This window comes from Parabacteroides sp. MSK.9.14, from assembly GCF_019041495.1.
Taxonomy (GTDB): domain Bacteria; phylum Bacteroidota; class Bacteroidia; order Bacteroidales; family Tannerellaceae; genus Parabacteroides; species Parabacteroides merdae.
Window position 1 is genome coordinate 19,824 of sequence record NZ_JAHPXO010000045.1, and the last position, 15,744, is coordinate 35,567.

Below are 15,744 nucleotides of genomic sequence, written 5' to 3' on the forward strand. Positions count from 1 at the left end.
ATTATTTTATTGTTGTTATTGTATAAGTATAGGAGCCGGAAAGCAGCTGCTTATTGGCGTTCAACGATATCCGGCAGACCTGTTCGCCCCAAACATTCGACAAGCGAGGATCGTCCAGGCGGATCGTTTCGACAGTCGGTGTAAAGGCGCTCTTATTATACGTCATCCGGACTTTCTCGCCATTCACTTCAACCGTGACTACTCCCGGAACCGACACATCCACCTTCCCCCAAGTGAGGAAATTGACTTGATTCGGTTTATCCGCCTTGTCCAAAGAGAACGAATCTTCTATTTTCAGGGAGTTCTTTCCCAACTGGTACGAACGGACCCATTTTTTTACATTTGCCTCTGCCGGATAAGCTGTCGCAATATTTGCAGAGAAATACATACGTCTCGAATCAAAGTGCACATCCGTAGCCCTAAATTCCGAACCGAACTGCTGTGGCACACCGTTCACCATAGGCAGGTTGTGATAATTACTCTGCATTGTCCAGATTGAATAGCGTTCGGAACTGAAGGTCTGACGGGTATAGGTCCCGACTCCGGCATCGATAAAAATAGGCGTCGTATTCAAGTAAAGGGAGAAGGTCCCTGCATCGTTATGATTATGGCTTTCATTATTATAGCCTCCTTTCGTTGCCACGAAAAAGCCATTCTTGTTGGTCATATAGCAAAATTCGGTTTCCGGATACCAGGAATAGCCGGGAGCCTGATAATCTGCACTCATTCCTTCCAGTTCTTCACGGGAGAGCAAGGTTTGGAACAGACGGAAAGGGTCACCGGAAGGAATACCGTCCTTATCAGAAAGACTCTTGAGATAAGCAGCATAGTTCATCATAAGAGGGCTTTCGACTGCTTTCCCATACCTGAAAATGAGATCGGCATCCCCTCCTCCTTTGGCAGAAGCATCGGCAAAGTTGACCACCCAGCCGTTCCCCACATAAGAGCGGGCAATATATTCACCCATATTCTTAATGATAGGCTGATCGAATACGGAGACTTTACCACCTGTCCCGTCAGAAAGCATCTGCAGATAATCGTACATCTTTCCAGCAGCATGTCCCCAATAAGAAGGGCCTTCCTCGCAACCTCCGTCTCCATGCGTATAATTGATGAAATGATCCACGGAAGTCATCGTCCGGTAAACCGCTTTTGCCAATTTATCCCGATCATTCTCAAGCAGGAAGAAACATTGCAGCACATTGAAGTTACACCACGGATTCCAGTTATTCACCAATCCGCCAGGCTTCAGGTTGAACGCCATCCACCAGAAATGATCTTCATTCATATAGGTATCGAGGATGCGGACCTGTAATTCATGCCGCAGCCTTTTTGAAATCAAAGGATTTACCTTATCGAACGAAGGTTTCAGGTAATAATAAATCCAAGACAACTGGGAAGCAAGATTTCCTGAACCCAAATCAATCACATGTTCTTCATAGCTCGGAAAGCATCCTCCGACCTTCTGTAATCCCAAATGGGCCGACAATGCCCAGCTCGTCATTTCACAACTTGCAAAAACACCATTGATAATCTGATCGACAAAGCGTCCCTTCCCTTCAGCCATCTCTGCCATGAACAGACTTCCGAGTGCGGAATTGTTTTTACCGAACGGACTCTCCATAATCGCCCGGTCACCACTTCGTCCGAACTCCAGATAATCGGTCGCTTTCACAACCTTCCACTCATAATCCAGATAACTTTCTCCTTTCCGGATATACTTTTCTTTATAATCACCGAGGAGTTTATCCCAACCGGCCCGGTCAGAATAATCAGGATACGGCACCCACTTCTGCTCCATTATCAACGCGGATTTGACTTTCTCAAAATCGGCCTCTTTCTGCAACAAGTCGCGTTTTTCATACGCGTGCAAGTGTGCGACTGTCCAAAGCAACAGGCACACGATTGTGATGAATCGTTGTGTTCTCATAGGTATTATTTTTCAATATCGCAAAAATAGAGGTCCCCTCTATGAGAAAGAGACATATTCATCCAATTCATGTGCACGGATTGTCCAAAAGCGGAAATTTAAGGTGTTTCCTGCCACATTATAATTCTCATCCTCCAAAACCGGAACCTTGCATTTTTCTATATGCACCTTTCACAAAAGAGTATTTTTATCGTAGTTCTTCAAGGACTATGGCGTTTCGCCATCATCCGCGAATTGCCTTCACCGCTTATGTTTGCCTTCATCAGAGACCAGGTCGGCCTCGGAAGATTCTATATTAAGTGACAATGGGTATGTTTCTGTTGTCAAACAGCCTGGTCATAGACCTTTTGCCTTTAGTCGAATACCTTTTCGACCAAGGTCAAAAGCCTTTTCGACACTGGTCAAAAACCTTTTCGCCCTTAGTCGAAAAGGTAAGGAGTGGTAGTAATAGCTGTTAATGCCTGTGTATTTATTTATTAATCAATATTGTAGTCTCCTTGTTTTTCACTTAATTATATAGATGTGAAACCGAGAGGAACATGACCAACCCAAATCAGGACGAGACAGAGTGAAGGCAAATTTTTGAGGTGAAGGCAGTCCGGATATCTGCCTTCACCCTTGTATGACATGACAATCAAAAGGTATCAAAGACGGGTGAAGCTGAATCGGAAATCCATGTTGAACTATCATGATGATAAATCATCATTTATGATTCATATCTGCCAAACTATGAGAATTTGCCTTAGCTGTATCGTTTTTACACTTCAATGTATACCTATGTGAATATTACAAACTGAATTCTAAATAAATATATTGCCAATTAAGCTTAATTTATATGTTATACAAAACATGCAAATCACAATGTATTAATATATAAATATTTAACACATTGCTAAAAACTCACCGTTGGAAGATTAGTGCATATCAAATGGATAAAAGTGTACATTCATACACATTATTAACATCTAAATTTGCAACGTTTTCATCATAGTTCTTGAAGAACTTAGATCAGTAACACACTTTTGTGAAAAACACAATTGAAAAAACACAAAGTGCCTATTTAGAGAAATGAGAATTATTATCAATTTATTAATCAATCTGGTGTTATTATGACAAAAGATTTTAAACGCTTTTATGTATCGAGAGCGATGTTCCTGGGAGCTACTATGTTCCTGGCATCAATCGGAATGGCCTCCGCTAATCCTTCTACCGATACGTTTGGCTCAAATGAGCCGAATCCTGTTGTAGCTTCTCCTCAACAGGCAAAACACAGTATCAAAGGTGTGGTAGAAGATGCCCTGGGCCCTATCGCTGGAGCTAATGTCGTAGAAAAAGGAACTACCAACGGTACAATTACCGACATGGACGGTAATTTTTCTCTGGAAGTATCTCCTAATTCCATTCTTGTTGTTTCTTATATCGGATATAAGGATCAGGAAATTCCCGTAAACAATCAGACTTCGTTCAACATTAAGTTGGCCGAAGACTCACAGGCGTTAGACGAAGTTGTAGTTGTAGGCTACGGTACACAGAAAAAGGTAAACTTGTCCGGGTCCGTATCAACTATTAATGTTGCAGAGTTGACAGAAAGCCGCCCTATTACCAACGTATCCCATGCATTGGCAGGTCTTGCAGCCGGTGTAAACGTACAAGGTACGGCCAATCAGCCGGGTAACGACAATGCGTCGATCAAGGTTCGCGGTCAAGGAACACTGAATGAATCTTCCCCATTGGTCATTATCGACGGCGTAGAAGCGGGTATCAACACTGTTAACCCACAGGATATCGAATCGATGACCGTATTAAAAGATGCCGCATCATCGGCAATTTATGGTTCACGTGCTGCAAATGGTGTTATCTTGATTACCACCAAACAAGGGAAAGCTGGTTCTATTAAGTTGGACTATAACGGGTATGTTTCATTCACATCACCAAGTATCCCCAGCTCTATGGACCCCGTTTCTGATTATGCCACTTATATGGAATTGATCAACGAAGGCTACCTCAATTCTAATTTGAAAGCTCAGTTCTCACAAGCTGTCATAGACGAATGGCGGGCAGATGGTGGACGAGATCCGTTAAAATATCCGAATACGAACTGGATTGACGAGACATTTACACCTTCGACTTCTCACAACCACGTCATCTCCATGAGTGGCGGTAGTGACAAAATCCGCTTCTATTCATCATTCGGTTATCAAAAGAATCCGGGGGTAATGGAAAATACCGGCTTCGAAAAATATAACGGACGTGTAAACATTTCAGCCGATGTAAAACCGTGGTTGAATTTAGGGGCACAAGTCAGCGGATATGTTTCAAACATGGAACCATCTGCCAAATATACGGCAAGTGACAAGAAAGACACATCTGTTGATGATGTGTTCACCTACGCATCAGCAACGACTCCCGGTATGGTATTCCGTGCACCGGACGGACGATACGGAGCTATGAATAATAGTGAAGACGACGCACAATCGGCGAATAACAACCCTTTGATCCGTTTGAACAGCAAAGCTGGTAATATCCGCAAAACCAATATGCGTTCTCGTTTCGTCGGAACGTTGAAACCGCTCGAAGGCTTTTCTGTTACAGCATCATATTCTTATGAGTTCGTGGATGAACAACGAAGCCGGAAACCTGTTTTCATCGACGGTTGGAACTTCCGTGATAACGTGATCACTTACTCCAACAGAGGAAAAACCAACATCATGAATTACGACGGTAAAACCGAACGCTTCTTCGGAGATGTTGTAGCACGCTACGAGAAACGTTTCATGAATGACCGCTTAGGTTTGAACGCAATGATCGGAGCCAGCCAGGAAATGTATCGCAGCAAGAACTTCTCTGCTACAAAATATGACATGATCGATTTAAGTTTGAACGTGATCGATGCTGCAATCGGTGATGCAACAGCTTCCGGTTCAAGCACCGAATGGGCTATGCGTTCTTTCTTCGGACGTATCAATCTGGATTGGGAAAACAAATACTTACTAGAAGTCAATCTTCGTGCAGACCAATCATCCCGCTTCCTTTCAAATAACCGTACAGGTTACTTCCCTTCTGCTTCCGTTGCATGGCGTATGGATCAGGAAGCCTTTATGGAAGATTGGGTGGAGAAAGGATTGAGCAACCTAAAGTTCCGTTTATCTTATGGTTCTTTGGGTAACAATTCCGTTGGGAACTACGACGCGATCGCAACTTACGCTAATAAACCAAGCTCCGGTTCTGCATTCAACTACACGTTGAACAACGCACTGATATTAGGTCTTGCACAAGCCAGACTGGCCAATCCGGATCTGACTTGGGAATCTACCTATATGACAAATGTCGGTTTCGATTTCGGTTTGGTCAATAATAAATTAACTGGTACTGTCGATTACTTCAATAAGAAAACAAAAGACATTTTGATCAACTTGCCTGCACCGGACGTACACGGAACAGCATCCATTCCTAAACAAAACAGTGCGACTGTTACAAACCAAGGTATCGAGATGACTCTCGGCTGGCAGGACCAAATTGGAGATTTCTCCTACGGTGTCAACGGCAACTTTACATTCGTAAAAAACAAAGTCAATAAGTTCAAGGGAACAGATAAAGGCGGTATCTCTTATGACGGGGCTAATATTATCTGGGAAGGTCATTCCATCAATTCTCAATATTTATTGCGTGCAGACCGCATAATCCAAACAGATGCTGATCTAGCACTTGTACAACAAATGATCGACAACGCACCGATTGACGAGAAGACAGGTAAAAAGGTGAATCCGTTTGCCGCATTCGGTACGCCTCAAAAAGGAGATTTACTGTACAAAGACATCAATGGAGACGGTATTATCGACATGGATGACCGCGAAATCGTCAGCGACGGCCCGAACCCGAAATTCCAATTCGGTTTGAACCTGAATGCCGCCTACAAAGGATTCGACTTTTCCGTTCTGTTCCAAGGACAGGCAGGTGTGAAAGTTTACTGGCAAAATGCATTGGCAAACACTTCAACCGTACGTTTCGGCTACCAGTTGAACAAAGATGTTGCAGAAGGAAGATGGGTTGAAGGCCGTACAGACGCTATCTACCCGCGCTTGTTACAATCCCAGAATCAGATCAACACTCAAATGAGTGATTTCTACTTGGAGAACAAAGCCTTCTTGAAGATTCGTAACATTCAATTAGGCTATTCATTGCCTAAATCTATTACGAAGAAGATGCAATTGGAAAGACTTCGTTTCTATGGCAGTTTGGAAAACTTCTTCACATTTACATCTTACAGAGGATTTGATCCTGAAATCAGCGGGCTGGCTTATCCGGCAATGAAATCAGCGGTTTTAGGTATTAATGTAACCTTTTAATTGAAAAAGCATTATGAATAAGTATAAATTATTTTTCACTTGTGCAGCATCACTTCTGTTAATGAGTAGCTGCTACGACTTGGACCGTTATCCGGAAGATCAGTTAAGTGCCGGAACATTCTTCCAGACACAAGAACATGCCGATCAGGCAATGATGGGAGTTTACAGCCAAATGACACACAACGATGTTTTCGGCCGTCAATTCGGTTTTGACTGTTTAGGTGGCGTAGGTGCCGGATATGACGCACCTTCGTATCCAAACATCGGCCGTGGTACTTATACCACTACGGAAGGAGCCGTCGGCGATAAGTTCAAACAACTGTATGAAGGCGTCACACGTGCTAATATTGTATTACAGAACGTCGACCAATGTGATATGTCCGACGAACTGAAAACCCGCTACAAATCGGAAGCCCGTTTTATGCGTGCCCTCTACTATTTCACCTTACTCGATTTTTGGGGTGGAGTTCCGATTTATGATGAGACAACTATCGTTGCGGAAGACTTCTCCAATATGTTGAAACCAAGAAGCTCGGCAGAAGAAGTCCGTACATTTATCATCAAAGACCTGGATGAAGCGATTGCTCATTTACCGGCAGATTGGGATGAATCAAATAAAGGACGTGCGACATCCGGAGCTGCAATGGCATTGAAAGGAAAAGTCCTTCTCTACAACAAACAATACCAAGAAGCAGCCACATGCTTTGAGAATGTTATCAACAGCGGTAAGTATGCTTTGTATTCAGATTATGAAAACCTATTCAAACCAGGTGGAGATGAAAGTTCAGAAATGATCTTTGCAATTCAAAATATCGGTGGTGTCGGTACTGATTTCGGTATGCCGATGACATTCTATATGGGAAGCCGTGCCTCTTATGGAAGTTGCTGGAACAATGTAATGGCAGCTACTGACTTCGTTGATTCTTACGAATGGAAAGACGGACGTGCTTTCGATTGGAATGAAGTTATTCCGGGATTCAATGAAAATGATGCAGTCAAGAAAGAAACATTCTATGCGACATTAAACGAAGGGTTAAACAAAGTGGCCACCTATCCCGCCGCAAAAGACAAGTTATTAGAAATGTACAACAAGCGTGACCCGCGTATGATGGCTTCCATCATTATGCCGTACACGACTTATAAAGGTTGGTATTCCAACGCTCCGATGGATACAGAATATGTTATCACAGAAAAATCCGGACAGACAAACGAAAAGAACGGTTTTATTCGTGTTAACGGAAACTACGAAATGTATTTGTGGCGTAAATTTGTAGCCGAATATGACATGAATGGTGCTATCAATAACCGCGAAGATACACCGATCAACTTCCCGCTGATCCGCTATGCCGATGTATTGTTAATGCTGGCTGAATGCTACAACCAGACAGACCAACAGACAAAAGCAGTCGACTTGATCAACCAAGTCCGTGCACGCGTCGACATGCCGGGACTTAATAGCGGTCCAAGTTATCTGCAGGCAACTACCAAAGAACAAGTATTCGAACGAATCAGACATGAGCGTGCAGTCGAACTGGCTGGCGAAGGGTTAAGTTTCAGTGATATGAAACGTTGGGGATTACTGGAAACTTTGGCCGGAGAAGTAAAAGGCTTTACCGGACAATTCTATTACAACCGTGTCGTTCAGTCTCGGGACTATTTATGGCCGATTCCAAATAATGAAATTCAGAAAAACCCAAGTCTGAAAGAAGATCAGAACCCAGGATGGTAATCACCTACCAATAAACAAATAAAAGGGCAGACTGCTATGTCTGTCCTTTTATTTGTTTATTGGTAGTTCATATGCTCCCATCAGAAAGAGGAACACCTTTCAATACTGACAACAATGTGAACATTGAATCTCATCTCCATCTTATCAAGACCAGGAAAAATGAATTGCAAAATATCATTACGTTCAATAAATCAATAAACATATGTATAAACAACTCAATCATTCCAACCACGAAGCGGCATATCTTTTAGGGAGTATTCTTCTTTTCTCCTTTCAGGGATGCAAAGAAAAGCCTGTTACCTCCCTGAATTTATCAAGTACTCCAAACGTAATTTATGTTTTTCCAGACCAAATGCGTAACCATGCGATGGGTTTCTGGAGAGAGGCGAGATTCCGGGATGCGGTGAATTTCGAGGGAGATCCGGTGCATACGCCTAATCTGGACCGGTTTGCGAAAGAATCTGTTGTGCTGACTTCGGCCATGAGCAACTGCCCGCTGAGCAGTCCGCACCGGGGAATATTGTTAACGGGGATGTATCCGGAACATAGCGGAGTACCTCTGAACTGTAATGCCAACCGCCCGATCAGTTCATTGCGCAAAGATGCGACCTGCATTAGCGACGTGTTCAGCCAAGCCGGATATAACTGTGCTTATATCGGGAAACTGCATGTCGACTGCCCGACTCCCAATGACCCGGAACGTCCCGGAAAATATGTGGAAGACCGTGTTCCGGCTTGGGATGCCTACACTCCGGCAGAACGCCGGCACGGTTTCGACTATTGGTATTCGTACGGGACCTATGACGTGCACAAGCATCCGCACTATTGGGATACCGAAGGCGTCAAACACGAGATAAACGAGTGGTCGCCCGCACATGAGGCGGATAAAGTAATCTCCTACTTACGGAATGAAGGAAACGTGCGGGACCCAAATAAACCGTTTTTTATGATGGTCAGTTTCAATCCGCCTCACAGTCCGTATGCCTCATTGGAAGATTGCATGGAAGAAGATTACAACTTATACAAAGACCTTCCGTTGGACAGCCTGCTGATTCGCCCGAATGCAAACCGGGAAATGAAAAAAGCACCATCCGTACGTTATTACTTTGCATCGGTGACAGGTGTCGACCGGGCTTTCGGACGAATACTGGACGAACTCGAAAAACAGGGATTGGACAAGAACACCCTCGTTATTTTCTCTTCCGATCATGGAGAAACCATGTGCAGCCAAAATACGGACGATCCCAAAAACTCACCTTATGCAGAAAGCATGAACGTCCCGTTCATAGTTCGTTTTCCTGGAAAAGTAATACCTCGGATCGACAGCGAACTATTGTTGTCTTCTCCTGATATCATGCCGACCATACTCGGACTGTGCGGTCTGGAAAAACAGATTCCGGCCACTGTGGAAGGGCGGAATTATGCGGGACGTTTTACAGGAGAGGATTCTTCCGTTCCTTTGCGTCAGGGAGCCTTGTACATCAAAAATATCGATGGGGAAAAGGATGCCGATGGAAAAGTCATTTCTTATTTTCCGGTGTCGAGAGGGATCAAAACACATCAATATACCATGTCGCTCACAATCGACCGAAAGACAAAAGAACTCAAGGACATCCTTTTGTTTAATGACCTGGAAGATCCGTATCAGATGCAGAATCTCCCTTGGCAGGAGAATAAGGGAATCGTATCCGACTTATGCAAACAGATGATTCCCTTGCTGAAAGAAGCGGACGATCCGTGGTATAAAGAACAAATACTGAAAGAGCTGATCCCTTACGGGAAGGAATAAAAAAGGGGAATGTCAAAAAAAAGAAATCTCTCTCTTGTCGGGGGATTAATTCCCGACAAGAGAGAGGAATTTTGGCACCTCCCTTAAAAATTCTAACTATTATTATTTCACCGTCCAAACCACCTTATCATTCACTGGATTCTTCTTTTGGGTGGAACGAGCCTCTATCGTATTCTCCCCATCCTGCAGAGCAACCCCTTTCCACTCAAATGTTGCATATTCATCCGGTTTCTGCCGGCCGAGGCTTTTCCCGTTTACAAACAATTCGACTTCCGGTTGATTAGAGAAGATCATGATGTCCGTAACAGCCAAGGAACGGTCGCGGTGGCGGCGGTTCGTGATGTAAACAAACGGTTCCTCGGTATTCCAGTTTGCCTTATAGAAATAGAAAGCATCTTTTTTCACCTTGCGGTCGAAAGTCACCAGCCCTTTGTCGTTGATACCGGGACGATCGCCTTCCACACGGTGAGCCGCACCGAAGTCAAACAGGTTCCAAATGAAAGAACCCCAGACGAACGGACGTTCCGCCAATGCTTTCCAGTTTCCGATATGATAATAAGTCTGGTAATTCTCCGGATGCCACCAACCGGAAGCAATCCCCCGTTTCACGGAATCCTGCTGATGGTAGATGCTCGCCCCTGCCCCATATTCGCTGATGGCAATCTTATACTCCGGATGTGCCTTATGATTGGCATCCAGCCATTTCCCCATATCGGAAGGAGAACCGCCATACCAACCGAAATACTGGTTCCAGGCTATCACATCAGTCACCTTATTTATATCATCATCGTAAGAAAGGAAGCTGGCAGATGTTGTCAGGCGAGTCGGGTCCTCCTGATGGGCCAGGTCGTTCAATTCCTCGATATACTCGGTCGGATTGTCTCCGATGGTCTTCAACTCATTGAACAACCCCCAGAAACAGATCGACGGATGATTATAATGCTGGCGAATCAATTCTTTCAACTGCTCTTTCCCGTTCTCCCGGAAAGAAGGCTGGTTGATGTAGCCCTGGTCCTGATATCCGCCCGGCCCGATCTGCGGAATTTCAGCCCAGGTGACAATTCCGTATTTATCCATCAGGTCATAAAAGTAAGTCGCTTGCGGATAATGAGCCAGACGAACGGCATTAGCCCCCATCTCGACCATAATGGCCGCATCTTCATCGTGATGCATTTTATAAAGCGCATTTCCCCTTTCCGCCCGATCCTGGTGGCGGCATACTCCTTTCAGTTTCAGATGTTCCCCATTCAGAAAGAAACCTTTCTCGGCATCCACATGATAATAGCGCAAGCCTAATGGCTGTACAATCCGATCTATTATTTGACCCTCGGAAAGAAGAGATATTTCGGCCTTATACATGAACGGATCTTTACGGCCATTCCAAAGACGGGGATTTCGGATTGTCAAATCCATTCCGGTTGTAGCCCAGTCATTGGCATCCACCGTGACTTTTATATCCTGCTGTTGGACAAGCTTGTCGTCCTCCCAGATCTTGATGTCCACTTTTACGGGTTGCACCTTCGCGCTTCCGTTAGAGACGAGCACTTTTGCCTTCACATCGGCCTGCTCTTTCGTCACTTTATTCTGAATCAGATAGACACCAGGAGAAGCATAGTCGGTGAGTGAGATATTAACCGGGTCCGTTATGATCAGATTCACATCCCGGTAAATACCTCCATAGAAATTAAAATCGCCGACTAAAGGCATGACGTCCTGCTGCAAGGCATTGTTGACCTTCACCAATATCCGGTTGTCGGCATCATATTTCACTTTATCGGTAATCTCGAATACAAACGCGCCATATCCGCCGCGATGTTCGCCGATATGCACATCATTAATAAAAACATTCGCTATTGTATTGACTCCTTCAAAACGCAGAAAGAGACGTTTGCCTTTCCATTCAGGTTTTACAAACAGCGTTTTGGTATAGTTACCCATTCCACGATAGTAATCCTGCTTGCCGGAAAGGGCATCGCCACTGTTCCAAGTATGGGGCAGGTTCACCCGTTCTTCACTTTTAAACTGTACCTGATGGGAAAAACGAAACATCCAGTTCTCGTTCAACAGGATTTCTTTACGCGTAGCAAAGGTTGAAGTGCTGATAAAAAAGAGTATCAGACTAAAGATCGTGTGTTTCATGTTTACAAAATTCTTTATATACGAGCCAAAAGTAGGTGATTGGCGGCAGAAAGACAGGCACAATTTGTCTAATTGGATGGATAGATTTGTCCGAGAGCGGAAATTTAAGGAGAGGTTTATGATTTATGAATTCTGATTTATGATTTATTAGAAACCCATAAATCATAAATCAGAATTCATAAATTTCTACATTGCCTGTTCACCGCCACCGGCGTTATTGCCTTCTCCACCGCCTTTAGTATCGTCGTTGCTGATACCGCGGCGCACTTTCTTGATCTGGCCTTTCATCGTACCGAAACGGTAAGAGACGCTCAAACGGAACTCACGGGCATGACGCCAAGTAGTAGAACGGTCCACAAAACCTTCACCTGTCGTAGTCGATTCCATCTTCATGGTTTTCCAGAACGGGTTCTGTGCACCCAAAGAAACGGAGAGTTTCTTTTTCAGGAAATCCTTACTGATATTCAGACCTGCAAAGTAGAAAGGAGATTGTTTTCCCTGCAATTGAATCCACGGACTGAAATAACCACCATGCAAATTAATACGAAAATCTTTCGGCAAATTAAACTGTGTCCCTGCAAAGATTCGGCCAGCCACACCATCCTTTGTCAGTCCCAATGCCTTTTTGCTGTCGATATTCGTATAATCCAACCCACCGTTCATATAGATACGGAACAGAGGAACCGGATTCCAACTGCCATACAGGAACAATCCGACCTGCTGACGTTTTCCCATATTTCCATAAGTGCTATAAGAAGCTCCGTTATATTGAGAAAGCGGATCGGATTCCGGGAAGTTGGCAATTATTGTATATCTTTCAATCGCATTATTAACAAATGTATAGCTCAAACTTGCATTTATACTGAACTTCTGTGCAAACTTACTAAAGTTGAAGTTCACATTATTACTCTTTTCCGAATCCAGATTCGGATTACCTTGCGAGATACGCTGCGGGTCGATATTATTCAAATACGGATTCAGATACCAGATCCCCGGACGCTGGATACGCATATTGTATCCTAAACGTAACTGTGAAGACATGTCTAACTGGTAAGTCAATGTCGCATTCGGGACAACGTCAAAGTAATTTGTTTTGAAGTTTTCTTCCGGCGCCTTGGCAAACTCCGCATTCAAGCTGGTTCCTTCCGCACGGACACCTGCTTTAGCCCCGAATTTATTGAACTTGACCATATATCCCAAATAAGCGGAATAAATATGCTGAGTATGACGGAAGTCACTATTACGCTGCGAAATATCCTGCCAGGCATTTAAAGAATCCTTCACCTGTTCCAATGTATTACTCTTGCTCTGGCGATTTATATATTTCACACCGGCTTCCAATGTCTGATCTTTAAACAAAGGAGTCGTATAATCGACCTGTGCCGTGTGTTCCGTCGTTGAAGCATCATTAATATTCCAGTTAGGATAGCGGTAAGCCTGGCTATAAACCCCTTCCAGATCTTCAAGCCGGGAATGCCCTTCATTGTCATTGGGGGATTGGCTGAAGCGGTAGGACAAAGTCAGCAATTCATCCTTCTTACTGGTTGAATGCTGGAAATCGACATTGACGTCTGTAGAGCCGAATGTTCCTTTTGAATCCGAATAACGTTTATAAGAATACATCGTTGTCGGTTCCCCATTTGTCAGATCGGTCCGATTGACCTTATCCGCAATCAATTCGGAGAGATTAGTTGATTTTCCCCGGAACAAATTGACACCTACACTTAATAAGTTCAACGTATCGATCTCATAGCTACCTTCCAAATAACCGTATTGGAACGGCCCTTTGTTTTTGCTGCGTCCATGCTCATTCAACAAAGAAGACGGACGGGTAAAAGTCTCGTCACCCTGCTGGTATTTCGCTTCTTCCTCATCTCGCATCGAATAGGTATCATTCCAGGGGGAATTACGGTAGTTATAGCCATAATTAGCAGTAATACCGAACTTTCCTGCCTTCATCGAAACATAACCACCGCCACCAAAGCTCCCCAGCGTACTGGCGTTGGCACGAATCGTTCCCGTATATCCTTGCAATGCGTTCTTGGTCGTAATGATATTGATAATACCTCCAACCCCTTCTGCATCATACTTGGAACCAGGATCGGTAATGACCTCGATGTTCTTGATCGAGCTGGCCGGCATACTTTTCAATACATCGGATGCGTTGTCGCCACTCAATAAATTGGAGGGTTTGCCATTCATATAGATTTTATAATTGGAAGATCCTTTCAACTGGATTTTATCCTCGCCATCCACCGTGACCATCGGAACCTTACGGAACATTTCCAACGCATTGCTGGTTTTAGCTTCCGGGTCGTCTTCCAGGCTATAAGTCAATTTATCGACTTCCACCTTCACCAACGGCTTTTGGGCTGTTACGGTAACCTCTTTTAACTGCTGCGTATCGTCATGCATAAACAACTTACCGAAATTCACGACTTTCTTGCTCTCCGACAATGTAAATGTTTTCTTGGCAGGCACTTTCCCTAAAGATTCCATTGTCATCACATACTTACCCGGCTTGTTCATCGTTGCCGTGAACTTGCCATCATCATCACAAGCCAACAATTTCACAGGATTCTGTGGTGCGGAAGCCAAAGCTATCCTCAACGTGGCATAAGGTACGGACTCATTGGATAGAGAGTCGACTACTTGGCCCTTAATTGTAAAGGCGGCTGATCCACCTCCGGTTTGCGCAAACACTGACGCAGACACAAATAGTATCAGCATTAAGTAGAGTAGTTTTTCTTTCATTAAATTTGAGAATTTAGATATTATCGATTATACATTCACATAAAAACAGTTGCAAATGTAACTTTATCTACGAGCCATTCGTAATTTTACAGTTTAAAGAATTGTAAAAGTTGTATTTTGGTGTTCGATTTCTGCATATTTCACCTATTTTTGTTGAAATCAATCATAAAAAGAATAAGTTTATGAGAAAATTATCATTCATTTTTGCATCATTATTACTCGTCGTCACCATGTATGCACAAGATCTGAAAGCAATCAAATTAAGCTCTCCGGACAAAAACAGAGGCAGTTCCATTATGAAAGCGTTATCCGACCGTCACTCCGACCGGGAATATGCAGCCAAGGAACTCAGTTTACAGGATCTATCGGATCTATTATGGGCAGCAAACGGGATTAACCGCCCGGACGGAAAACGAACGGCTCCCTCAGCGTTGAACAAACAGGATATCGACATTTATGTCATTATGAAAGAGGGCGCTTACCTGTACGATGCCAAGGCAAACAGCCTGCAACCTATTGCTAAAGGAGATCACCGGGCCGCTGTTGCCGGCAGTCAGGATTTTGTCAAATCAGCCCCAGTCAGCTTGGTACTCGTTTCCGATCTTTCACGCTTCGGAAACATTGCCGACCACACCAAACTGATGGCCGCTGTCGATGCCGGCATCGTTTGCCAAAACATCAATATTTTCTGCGCAGCCACCGGTCTGGCAACCGTTCCCCGTGCCACGATGGACCAGGCTGCTTTAAAACGGATCTTGAAACTAACGGACAGCCAATTGCCAATCATGAACAATCCGGTGGGATATCCACGTGAATAAAAAGCGTTTGTTATTTTCTCCATCATAAGCCTTCATTGATTATCAAACGATTATGGTGAAAGATGAAAGATAAAAAGGCCTTTTGGCAAAACTTTTAGAGCCTGTTTAAATTTTGCATTTGTTGGTTGTGAGAGTTGTATTGAGGATGTTTTTCTGTAGGAGATGCCGTCTTTTTTGTTGAAACACGTGACTTATTTTGCTTCAAACAGGCAGAAAAAGTGCCGAAGATTCCCGTTTAC

At 43.9% G+C, this 15,744-nt stretch carries 7 protein-coding genes; 4 read left to right on the forward strand and 3 right to left on the reverse strand.

Features of this window, described 5'->3' with window-relative positions; translation table 11 throughout:
- Position 1: 1 nt before the first annotated feature.
- Complete coding sequence (locus tag KTG12_RS18690; RefSeq protein ID WP_138272518.1) at positions 2 to 1,930, reverse strand: heparinase II/III-family protein; 1,929 nt, start codon at positions 1,928 to 1,930, stop codon at positions 2 to 4.
- A 1,109-nt stretch (positions 1,931 to 3,039) separates the two neighbouring features.
- On the opposite strand from KTG12_RS18690, the gene KTG12_RS18695 reads away from it, so the two are divergent.
- The 3 genes from KTG12_RS18695 to KTG12_RS18705 all read left to right on the forward strand — a co-directional run bounded on the left by KTG12_RS18695 (position 3,040) and on the right by KTG12_RS18705 (position 9,794).
- Positions 3,040 to 6,276: a TonB-dependent receptor gene (locus KTG12_RS18695; RefSeq protein ID WP_022321372.1), complete on the forward strand. Its 3,237-nt coding sequence runs from the start codon at positions 3,040 to 3,042 to the stop codon at positions 6,274 to 6,276.
- Positions 6,277 to 6,289: 13 nt separating this feature from the next.
- Positions 6,290 to 8,005 (forward strand): RagB/SusD family nutrient uptake outer membrane protein, encoded by a 1,716-nt coding sequence (locus KTG12_RS18700; protein ID WP_122115748.1) that lies wholly within the window; start codon positions 6,290 to 6,292, stop codon positions 8,003 to 8,005.
- 202 nt (positions 8,006 to 8,207) lie between these two features.
- Complete coding sequence (locus KTG12_RS18705; protein ID WP_022321374.1) at positions 8,208 to 9,794, forward strand: sulfatase; 1,587 nt, start codon at positions 8,208 to 8,210, stop codon at positions 9,792 to 9,794.
- A gap of 102 nt (positions 9,795 to 9,896) precedes the next feature.
- Here KTG12_RS18705 and KTG12_RS18710 read toward each other — a convergent pair whose 3' ends face one another.
- Positions 9,897 to 11,933 carry a glycoside hydrolase family 2 TIM barrel-domain containing protein gene (locus KTG12_RS18710; protein ID WP_005650510.1) on the reverse strand — a complete coding sequence of 679 codons (2,037 nt, stop codon included), beginning with the start codon at positions 11,931 to 11,933 and terminating at the stop codon, positions 9,897 to 9,899.
- Positions 11,934 to 12,119: 186 nt separating this feature from the next.
- Positions 12,120 to 14,687, reverse strand: coding sequence for a TonB-dependent receptor domain-containing protein (locus KTG12_RS18715; RefSeq protein ID WP_022321375.1), 2,568 nt, complete (start codon positions 14,685 to 14,687; stop codon positions 12,120 to 12,122).
- 182 nt (positions 14,688 to 14,869) lie between these two features.
- On the opposite strand from KTG12_RS18715, the gene KTG12_RS18720 reads away from it, so the two are divergent.
- Entirely contained in the window at positions 14,870 to 15,505 is a 636-nt protein-coding gene (locus KTG12_RS18720; protein WP_005637407.1) for a SagB/ThcOx family dehydrogenase, read from the forward strand.
- The last annotated feature ends 239 nt before the right edge of the window (positions 15,506 to 15,744 follow it).

Bases quoted from the DNA above. Each gene is read 5' to 3' on its own strand.
- KTG12_RS18690 (WP_138272518.1), bottom strand. From the start codon at position 1,930: ATGAGAACACAACGATTCATCACAATCGTGTGCCTGTTGCTTTGGACA.
- KTG12_RS18695 (WP_022321372.1), top strand. From the start codon at position 3,040: ATGACAAAAGATTTTAAACGCTTTTATGTATCGAGAGCGATGTTCCTG.
- KTG12_RS18700 (WP_122115748.1), top strand. From the start codon at position 6,290: ATGAATAAGTATAAATTATTTTTCACTTGTGCAGCATCACTTCTGTTA.
- KTG12_RS18705 (WP_022321374.1), top strand. From the start codon at position 8,208: ATGTATAAACAACTCAATCATTCCAACCACGAAGCGGCATATCTTTTA.
- KTG12_RS18710 (WP_005650510.1), bottom strand. From the start codon at position 11,933: ATGAAACACACGATCTTTAGTCTGATACTCTTTTTTATCAGCACTTCA.
- KTG12_RS18715 (WP_022321375.1), bottom strand. From the start codon at position 14,687: ATGAAAGAAAAACTACTCTACTTAATGCTGATACTATTTGTGTCTGCG.
- KTG12_RS18720 (WP_005637407.1), top strand. From the start codon at position 14,870: ATGAGAAAATTATCATTCATTTTTGCATCATTATTACTCGTCGTCACC.